7 protein-coding genes are annotated in these 8,310 nt (G+C 68.8%); 4 read left to right on the plus strand and 3 right to left on the minus strand.

Annotated features, from left to right (window positions below):
- Positions 1-450 precede the first annotated feature (450 nt).
- Both RDU12_RS09125 and RDU12_RS09130 read left to right on the plus strand, forming a co-directional pair.
- Positions 451-1,221: an A24 family peptidase gene (locus tag RDU12_RS09125; RefSeq protein ID WP_300290211.1), complete on the plus strand. Its 771-nt coding sequence runs from the start codon at positions 451-453 to the stop codon at positions 1,219-1,221.
- An 89-nt stretch (positions 1,222-1,310) separates the two neighbouring features.
- Positions 1,311-1,682 (plus strand): helix-turn-helix domain-containing protein, encoded by a 372-nt coding sequence (locus tag RDU12_RS09130; protein ID WP_300290210.1) that lies wholly within the window; start codon positions 1,311-1,313, stop codon positions 1,680-1,682.
- Between the two features lie 18 nt (positions 1,683-1,700).
- On the opposite strand, the gene arsB is transcribed toward RDU12_RS09130, so the two are convergent.
- Both arsB and RDU12_RS09140 read right to left on the minus strand, forming a co-directional pair.
- Positions 1,701-2,789 (minus strand): ACR3 family arsenite efflux transporter, encoded by a 1,089-nt coding sequence (arsB, locus tag RDU12_RS09135; RefSeq protein ID WP_300290209.1) that lies wholly within the window; start codon positions 2,787-2,789, stop codon positions 1,701-1,703.
- Positions 2,790-2,804: 15 nt separating this feature from the next.
- Positions 2,805-3,131 carry a helix-turn-helix transcriptional regulator gene (locus tag RDU12_RS09140; RefSeq protein WP_300290207.1) on the minus strand — a complete coding sequence of 109 codons (327 nt, stop codon included), beginning with the start codon at positions 3,129-3,131 and terminating at the stop codon, positions 2,805-2,807.
- Between the two features lie 202 nt (positions 3,132-3,333).
- On the opposite strand from RDU12_RS09140, the gene RDU12_RS09145 reads away from it, so the two are divergent.
- Positions 3,334-5,379 (plus strand): TonB-dependent siderophore receptor, encoded by a 2,046-nt coding sequence (locus RDU12_RS09145; protein ID WP_300290206.1) that lies wholly within the window; start codon positions 3,334-3,336, stop codon positions 5,377-5,379.
- A gap of 108 nt (positions 5,380-5,487) precedes the next feature.
- Here the strand turns inward: RDU12_RS09145 and RDU12_RS09150 are convergent, their stop codons facing one another.
- Positions 5,488-7,428 carry a peptide MFS transporter gene (locus RDU12_RS09150; protein ID WP_300290205.1) on the minus strand — a complete coding sequence of 647 codons (1,941 nt, stop codon included), beginning with the start codon at positions 7,426-7,428 and terminating at the stop codon, positions 5,488-5,490.
- Between the two features lie 232 nt (positions 7,429-7,660).
- On the opposite strand from RDU12_RS09150, the gene RDU12_RS09155 reads away from it, so the two are divergent.
- On the plus strand, positions 7,661-8,310 hold a 650-nt coding region (locus RDU12_RS09155; protein ID WP_308684481.1), incomplete at its 3' end, for an isoaspartyl peptidase/L-asparaginase.

Here is an 8,310-nt window from a genome sequence, read left to right on the forward strand (position 1 = left end):
CGGCGGCGGACCGACCCCGCCCCCTCCCGGCACCCCCGCCGCGGACTGCCCGAGCCGCCGCCGAAGTCGCCTTCGCCGGGCGAGGCGACCTCGGCCGAGCCGCAAGCGGCGAGAGTCAGGGCGCTGGCGGAGATCGCGAGCAGGGTTGTCAGTCGAAGGCCGGTCATCGTTTCCACCGTGTCTGGTCCAAAGGATCATTCGGCAGGACGACCGGACGCGCTGTCCCATCGCGGCGAAACTCGCCCCCTGCCCGGCGCTCTCGTTAGAAGCCGGTTGTGACACCGTGGCCGCCGAACCGTGACGGTTGCGGCGCACCTCTGTGAAGTTGTTTTGGCCATTCGATGAAACACCGTCCCGATACGGCAGGATCGTCACATACCGACGGTAGAGCCACGGGCGACGGGCGTGTCCTGACCGCCCGAAATCGTGTGTGACAGTCCGGGGACTTCGATGACCATCGACACAGGGGCGGCTCTTCTGGCGGCTGCGCTCGGCGGCGCGGGCCTGCTGGCCGGGAGCTTCCTCGGCCTCGTCAGCCTGCGCCTTCCGCGCGGGGAGGGCTTCGTCGGCGGGCGCTCTCGCTGCCGGGGGTGCGACCAGCCGCTGCCCGCATGGCGGCTGATCCCGGTGCTGAGCTACGTCGCCGCGAGGGGCCGGTGCGCCGGCTGCGGAGCCGCCATTCCGATCCGCTACCCGGCGATGGAGTTCGCCTGCGCGGCCATAGGCGTCTGCGCGGCCCTGACCCAGCCGTCGATCGCCGCCGCCGTGCTGACGGCCCTGCTGGGCTGGCAGCTGCTGCTGATTGCGGTGGTCGACGGCGAGCATTTCTGGCTGCCCGACGCGCTAACCCTCCCGCTGCTCGGGACCGGGCTCCTCGCGACCGTGACTCTCGACCGGCTCACGCCGGTCGATTCGCTCGCGGGCGCGGCGGTCGGGTTCGGCGGCCTCTGGCTGGTCGCCCGCGCCTACCGCCGAGTCCGGGGTCGCGACGGTCTGGGCGGCGGAGACCCTGTCCTGCTGGCGGCGGGCGGCGCATGGACCGGCTGGATCGGCCTGCCCAGCGTCCTGCTCTGGGCCGCCCTGGGCGGGCTGAGCGTGGTCGCGGCGCGGCTCCTGACCGGAAGCAGGGTGTCCGGCTCGGACCGCCTGCCGTTCGGCGTCTTTCTGGCGCTCGGCGTCTGGCTGACCTGGCTTCTGGGCCCGCTGGGCCTCGCTCGCTGAGCCGCGCCGGCGCCAGCAAACCTTCCCCGAAACGACACAAATCTGAGTTGCGGCTGCGCTAGTTCCGAAGCTCGGGGACCCCGCGACATATGACCACCAGGCGCAAATCCGACGGAGCGGCCGAGGCCCGGAACAACCGGCTGCTGGGCCAGCGCATCGCGCTCGCCCGCTCCGCCCGGGGACTGACCCTGGCCGAACTGGCCGCGGCCATCGGCGGCGGGCATCAGTTGATCCAGCGCTACGAGACCGGCGAAATGGCCGTTCCCTTCGGCCGGCTGGTGCAGATCGCCCAGGCGCTGGAAATGCCGTTGTCGGCCCTGATCGGCGACGCCTTCGACGATGGCTCTATCGAAGATCCGGAAACGCGGATCGTGCTTCAGATCGCCCGCATGACCGGACGGCTTCCCCCGGCGAAGCGGGCCGTGCTGGTCGCCCTGGCGCGGGAACTGGGCCGACCCTAGGGACGCTGCGGCGCGGGTTCAGCACGCATCCTTCGGCGGGGCGGTCTCGGGGAAGTAGCGGCGGCCGAGCCACAGCGCCACGGAGACGAGCAGGATCAGGACCGGCACCTCGACCAGCGGGCCGATCACGGCCGCGAAGGCGACCGGCGAGGCCAGACCGAAGGCGGCGATGGCGACGGCGATGGCCAGTTCGAAATTGTTGGACGCGGCGGTGAAGGCCAGCGCCGTTGTGCGCGGATAGTCGGCCTGGATCAGCCGCCCCATCAGGAAGCTGACCACGAACATGACCAGGAAGTAGATCGTCAGCGGCAGCGCGATCCGCAGGGCGTCGAGCGGCAGGGCCACCACCTCCCCGCCCTTGAGGCTGAACATGGCCACGATGGTGAACAGCAGGGCCACGAGGGTGACCGGCCCGATCCGCGGCAGGAAGGCGCGCTCGTACCAGTCGGCGCCCTTGCGCCGGATCAGCGTGCGCCGGGTCAGGAAGCCGGCGAGGAACGGCAGGCCGAGATAGATCAGCACGGCGCCGGCGATGGTCCAGAAGCTGACGTCGACCACGCTGCTCTCGAGGCCGAACAGCGGCGGCAGGACCGAGAGGAAGACCCACGCATAGAGACTGAAGAACAGGATCTGGAAGATCGAGTTGAAGGCCACCAGCCCGGCGACGTACTGGTTGTCGCCGCGGGCGAGCTGGTTCCAGACCAGCACCATGGCGATGCAGCGGGCCAGACCGATCAGGATGACGCCGGTCATGTATTCCGGCTGGTCGCGCAGGAAGACCGCCGCCAGGGCGAACATCAGCACCGGGCCGAGCACCCAGTTCTGGATCAGCGACAGCGCCAGCACCCGCTTGTCGGCGAACACCCGATGCAGCTCTTCGTAACGCACCCTGGCCAGGGGCGGGTACATCATCAGGATCAGGCCGACGGCGATCGGGATGTTGGTGCTGCCGACCGAGAGGCTGTCCATCCACGCCGGCAGACCGGGCACCACCGTGCCGAGCAGCACGCCCAGCGCCATCGCCGCGAAAATCCACAGCGTCAGCCAGCGGTCGAGGAACGAGAGGCGCCGCGGCCCGCCCGTTTTGGAAATCGGAGTGTCGATCATCGGCGGCCCCTCGCCTCAGCAAGCCAGATCGGTCAGGAGCGGACCGCACAGTTCCGACCGGCCCTGGCAGCAGTCCTTCAGCAGGAACAGGACCAGCCCCCGCACCCGCTCGAGGTCGGCGCGATAGACGATGGACCGGCTGCGCCGCTCGGAGGAAATGAGCCCGGCCCGCGACAGCACGCCCAGGTGGGCAGACACGGTGTTGGCGGGCGCCGCCAGCGCCTTCGCGATCTCCCCGGCCGGAAGCCCCCCGGGTTCATGCCGGACCAGCAGACGGAAAGCCTCCAGCCGGGTCGGCTGGGCGAGGGCGGCCAGCGCCCGGATACCGTCTTCTGATTCCATATTTCCAGAATAACGGAATATTCCGGCGCGACAAGTCCTCCCGCCCGTCCCCCGTGGCTTTGGCGAAGGGGAATTTCCAGCCCGATGCGGAGCCCGACACCTCTCCGCCCCAAGCCTGTCGGCGAATTAATCCACCTGTCCGGGTTGTAACTGGAGCCCTCAACCGGCTGCAGGCACCGTCCGCGCAATTGGGAGAGGGACGATGACGAAAACGATCTGGCTGGCTGGCGCAGCCCTGTCCGTGATGGCGTTCCCCGCCCTGGCCCAGACCACGCCGGTCCAGTCGCCGACCCCCGAAAGCGCCGCCCAGCAGGGCGTGCTGGTGTTCGAGCCGGCCTTCTTCGCCGACTCCCGGCCCGATACGGCGCTGGACATGATCGCCCGCCTGCCCGGCTTCGGCCTCAACACCGGCAACAGCGGCACGCGCGGCTTCGCCGGCGCGGCGGGCAATGTGCTGATCGACGGCGACCGGCCTTCGTCCAAGAGCGACAGCCTCGACCAGGTGCTGCGCCGCATCTCCGCCGACAGCGTCGAACGCATCGAACTGATCCGCGGCGGCGCGCCGGGGATCGACATGCAGGGCCAGTCGGTCGTCGCCAACGTCGTCCTGCGCCGCACCGTCACCGTCGAGAGGGTGCTGGAGTTCAACACCTACATGTATCCGGACGGCTACCTCGGGCCGATCCTCGCCGGCCAGTACTCGCGCCGCGAGGGCGACAACTCGATCGAGGGCTCGATCAGCGCCACCACCGACCGGACCGACGGCACCGGCGACGGCTTCCGCCGCCGCTACGACCCTTCGGGCGCCCTGATCCAGGACGCCGACCTGGTGTTGTGGGACCGCTTCCGCAACGTCCGCGCCACCGGCGCCGTCCAGCGTCCGTTCGCCGGCGGCAAGCTGCGCGTCAACGGGTTGTTGGGCTGGTTCGGCAGCAACCGGTCGCAGGATGTGCTGATCCGGTCGGGCCCCGGCATCGACAACTTCACCGACGAGGAGTCGGACTCCGTCAACGGCGAGTTCGGCGTCAACTGGACCCGCGACCTGTCGCCCCGCCTCGGCCTCGAACTGGTCGGCCTGCAACGCTACGGAGCCGAGGACTATGTCGGCGTCTCGGCCAGCGGACCGAACTCATCGACCTTCTCCGCCGACGCCAGCCGGGGCGAGTCTATCGGCCGCGCCGTCCTCCGCTTCCGTCCCAACGACCGCTGGGCCTTCGAGGGCGGCGGCGAGATCGCCTACAACTTCCTCGACAGCGCCACCGCCTTCGAGGAGAACGGCGTCGCCATCCCGCTGCCGTCGTCCTCGGTCAAGGTCGAGGAACTGCGCGGCGAGGCCTTCGGTCAGGCCACCTGGCGTCCCAGCCCGAAACTCACCATCGAGGCCGGTCTCCGGGTCGAGGTTTCCGAGATCAGCCAGTCCGGCGACAGCGATCAGAGCAAGTCCTTCGTCTATCCCAAGCCCCGCTTCCAGCTGACCTGGACCCCATGGACGGGCCACCAGTTCCGCTTCCGCGCCGAACGCCAGGTAGGCCAGCTGGACTTCGGCGACTTCGTCGCCTCGGCCGACATCGACATCGGCCAGGTCGAGGGCGGCAACCCGGATCTCGAGCCCGACAAGACCACCCTGCTGGAAGCCGTCTACGAGCGCCGCTTCTGGGGCGAGGGCGTGTTCGAGGTCTCGATGCAGCATGGCGAGGTCGAGGACGTCATCGACATCATTCCCCTGGTCGGCGGCTTCGACGGCGTCGGCAATGTCGGCGACGGATCGTTCGACCAGTTCCAGATCCGCCTGACCCTGCCCATGGACAAGCTGGGCGTTCCCAATGCGCGCCTTCAGGCCCGTGGCAGCTGGGTCGACACCGAGGTCGTCGACCCCCTGACCGGCGAGAGCCGCCGCTTCCAGGGCAACCAGGCCTTCGGCTGCGGGATCAATTTCAACCACGACCTGCAGGGCGGGAAGTATTCCTACGGCTTCGACCACGGCTGCAACGTGGACAAGGGCCGCCTCTTCCGGGTGCGCGAGGTGCGCGCCCTCTATTTCGAGCCGTTCGTGACCCTGTACGGCCAGTGGAAGCCGTCTTCCGACACCACCATTCGGCTGGATGTCGGCAACGCCACGGATCGTGAGAGCGGCTACGACCGCGACATCTACGCCGGCCCGCGCGACGTCGCCCCGGTGGCCTTCCGCGAGGTCCGCCGCACGAAGATGAGCCCGTGGCTGTTCCTGCAGATAAGGAAGACCTTCTGAAGAAGGCGAGCCCAAACCCCCGAAACTGACGGCGCGCCCAGCCCGACGCGCCAAAAAGGGCGGAGCCGCGAGGCCCCGCCCTTCCTGTATTCAGCCTTCGGTCGGCGATCAGCCGGCCGTGCTGGCTCCCGGCCGGGCGACGTTGCCGTCCTCCTGGCCGCGGTCGGTCAGCGTCGGCCCGGGATGGTTGTCCGGGTCGTTGGCGCCGTGCGACCAGCCCTTGATCAGGAAGCTGATCAGGATGAAGCCGACGCCGATTCCGACGCCCCACCAGCCCAGCTTGCCGAAGCCGTCGAGCGAGGTGGCGAGCGCGCCCTGCGGATCCAGAACCTGGCCGCCGACGGTCTCGGTGCCCATCAGGCCGGCGATACGACCGCCGACGAACTGGGCGATCGAGCTGGCCAGGAACCACACGGCCATCATGAAGCTGACCACGGAGGGCAGCGACAGCTTGGTGATCTCCGACAGGCCCACCGGTGACAGGAACAGCTCACCTGTCGTGTGCAGCATGTACAGGAGGGCCAGAATGATCAGCGGCATCTGGAAGGCGCTGTTGACCATGCCGGACCCGGCCGCCCAGACAACGACCAGGAAGCCGAGGCCGACCTGGAGCAGACCGAGGCCGAACTTCATCGTCGGGTTCGGATCCATCTTCCTGCTGGCCAGCCAGGCCCACATCGCCGCGAAGATCGGGGCGAAGATCAGGATGAAGCCGGCGTTGAACGACTGAACCTGCGCCGCCGTGATGGTGGCGTCGATCCAGAAGCCCGAGGGCGTGATGCCCGCCTCCGCCAGCTGGGCCGGCGTGCCGATGGTGATTCCGAGGAACTGCATCGCCACGGGGGTGATGGTCAGGTCTACGTTGCGGTCGGCGAACAGGTTCAGCGAGGTGCCGGCCTGTTCGAACAGGGTGAAGAACACCACCGCGCCGAAGATCAGGACCACCGCCAGCATCATCCGCTGGCGCTGCACCCAGGTCTTGCAGACGAAGGCGATGATCCAGGCGATCAGGGCCAGCGAGAGCAGCGTCGAGATGCTCAGCACCGTGCCGACCAGGGCGTTGCGCTGAACCATGAACCAGACGATGCCGACGCCGAGGATGGCCGAGATGTAGATCAGCCATTCGCGGTTGATCGGTCCCAGCAGCGGCCGTTTGATCAGCTCGGGGTTCGGCGGTTCGCCATTGCCCTGCAGCAGCGGCTTGCCGAGCACGAAGACCACGAGGCCGAGCGCCATGCCGACGCCGGCGAGGCCGAAGCCGGCCCACCAGCCCACGGTCTGGCCGAGGAGTCCGCACAGCACCGCGGCCCAGAAGGCCCCGAGGTTGATGCCGTAGTAGTACAGGGTGAAGCCGGAATCCCGGCGCGGATCGCCCTGCTGATACAGCTGGCCCACGATCGTGGAGATGTTCGGCTTCAGGAAGCCGACCCCCATGATGATCAGCGAGATGGCCAGGTAGAAGACGTTGACGCCGTTCTGGTCGACGGTCTGCTCCAGCTCATAGGAGCCCTCGGCCAGAACCTGCGGCAGGCTGGCGTCGGCGGGCAGATCCGTCAGCGCCAGGCCTCCGCCCTCGGCGGGCGTGAAGTCGTAGCGTTGACCGTCGATCATGATGCCGACTTCGCGGGCCGCCCCGCGGCCTTCGCTGACGACCTCGTACTGGGCGCCGGCGTAGGTCAGGGTCTCGGTCGCGGGACTGCCCTCGAAGGCCATCATGCCGTGGCCGGCGACCAGCAGCACGGCCCCGAAGGCGATGGCCTTGCGGGTGCCGATGTAGCGGTCGGCCATGATGCCGCCGAGCAGGGGCAGCAGATAGACCAGCGAGGTGTAGGAGCCGTAGGTGGCGCTCGCCGCGGCGTCGTCGAACAGGAAATGCTGGGTCAGGAAGAAGATCAGGATGCCGCGCATCCCGTAGTAGGAAAACCGTTCCCACATCTCGGCGAAGAACAGGATGATCAGCCCTTTCGGGTGATGCTTCAGGATCTGCATCAGGACGGGCACACCCGTCAGCAAGGTGATGACCAGACCGGCGATGATCACGATATTCATGCGGTTTTTTCCCTCGCTCGCCGGACCTGCGGTCCGGTCGGCGCCATGAAGGCGCTCCCTCCATCCGTTCTACTCAACGGCCTACTCCCGAATTTGCTGCGCCCCACCTGACGCGCGAAGGCGCATAAGCAGCACGGCCAGCAAGACCGGACAAGAGTTAAGGGTAAATTGGCCGCCGGCGTCGCCCTCATAGGCACTTGAGTTGCGGCCGCGACTGGCGGACCCTGTGGCCATGAACCAAGCCATCCGACTGCCCCTGCTCGCCGCCGCCCTCGCCCTGTTCGCCGCGCCCGCCGCGGCCCAGGAGTCGTCCCGGGAACCCGCCCGCTGGTCCTTCGCCATCCACGGCGGCGCCGGCGTCATCGAGCGTGACAGCCTGACCCCCGAACAGGACGCCGCCTATCGCGCCGCCCTGCACCGCGCGCTCGCCGCCGGCTCGGCCGTCCTCGCCGACGGCGGCTCCGCCCTCGACGCCATCCAGGCCGCGATCCAGATTATGGAGGACGATCCCCTGTTCAACGCCGGACGCGGGGCGGTCTTCACCGCCGCCGGCCGCAACGAGCTCGATTCGGCGATCATGAACGGCGCCGACCGCACCGCCGGGGCCGTCGCCGGCCTGACCACCACCCGCCACCCCATCGCCGCCGCCCGCGCCGTGATGGAACAGTCGCCCCATGTCATGCTGATCGGCGAGGGCGCGGATGCGTTCGCCGCCTCGGTCGGGCTGGAGCAGGTCGACCCGGCCTTCTTCTTCACCGAGTGCCGTTGGCGGGGGCTGGAAAGCGCCCTGCGGAGCCAGACCCTGCCGATTCCGGCCCGTCCCGAGGGCGCGCCGGGCCCGCAGGCCGCCGCCGACCTTCCCGCCCCGCCGTTGAACGAGCG

Origin of the sequence: Brevundimonas sp., assembly GCF_031082345.1 — a bacterium.
In the GTDB taxonomy this organism is placed as follows: Bacteria; Pseudomonadota; Alphaproteobacteria; order Caulobacterales; family Caulobacteraceae; genus Brevundimonas.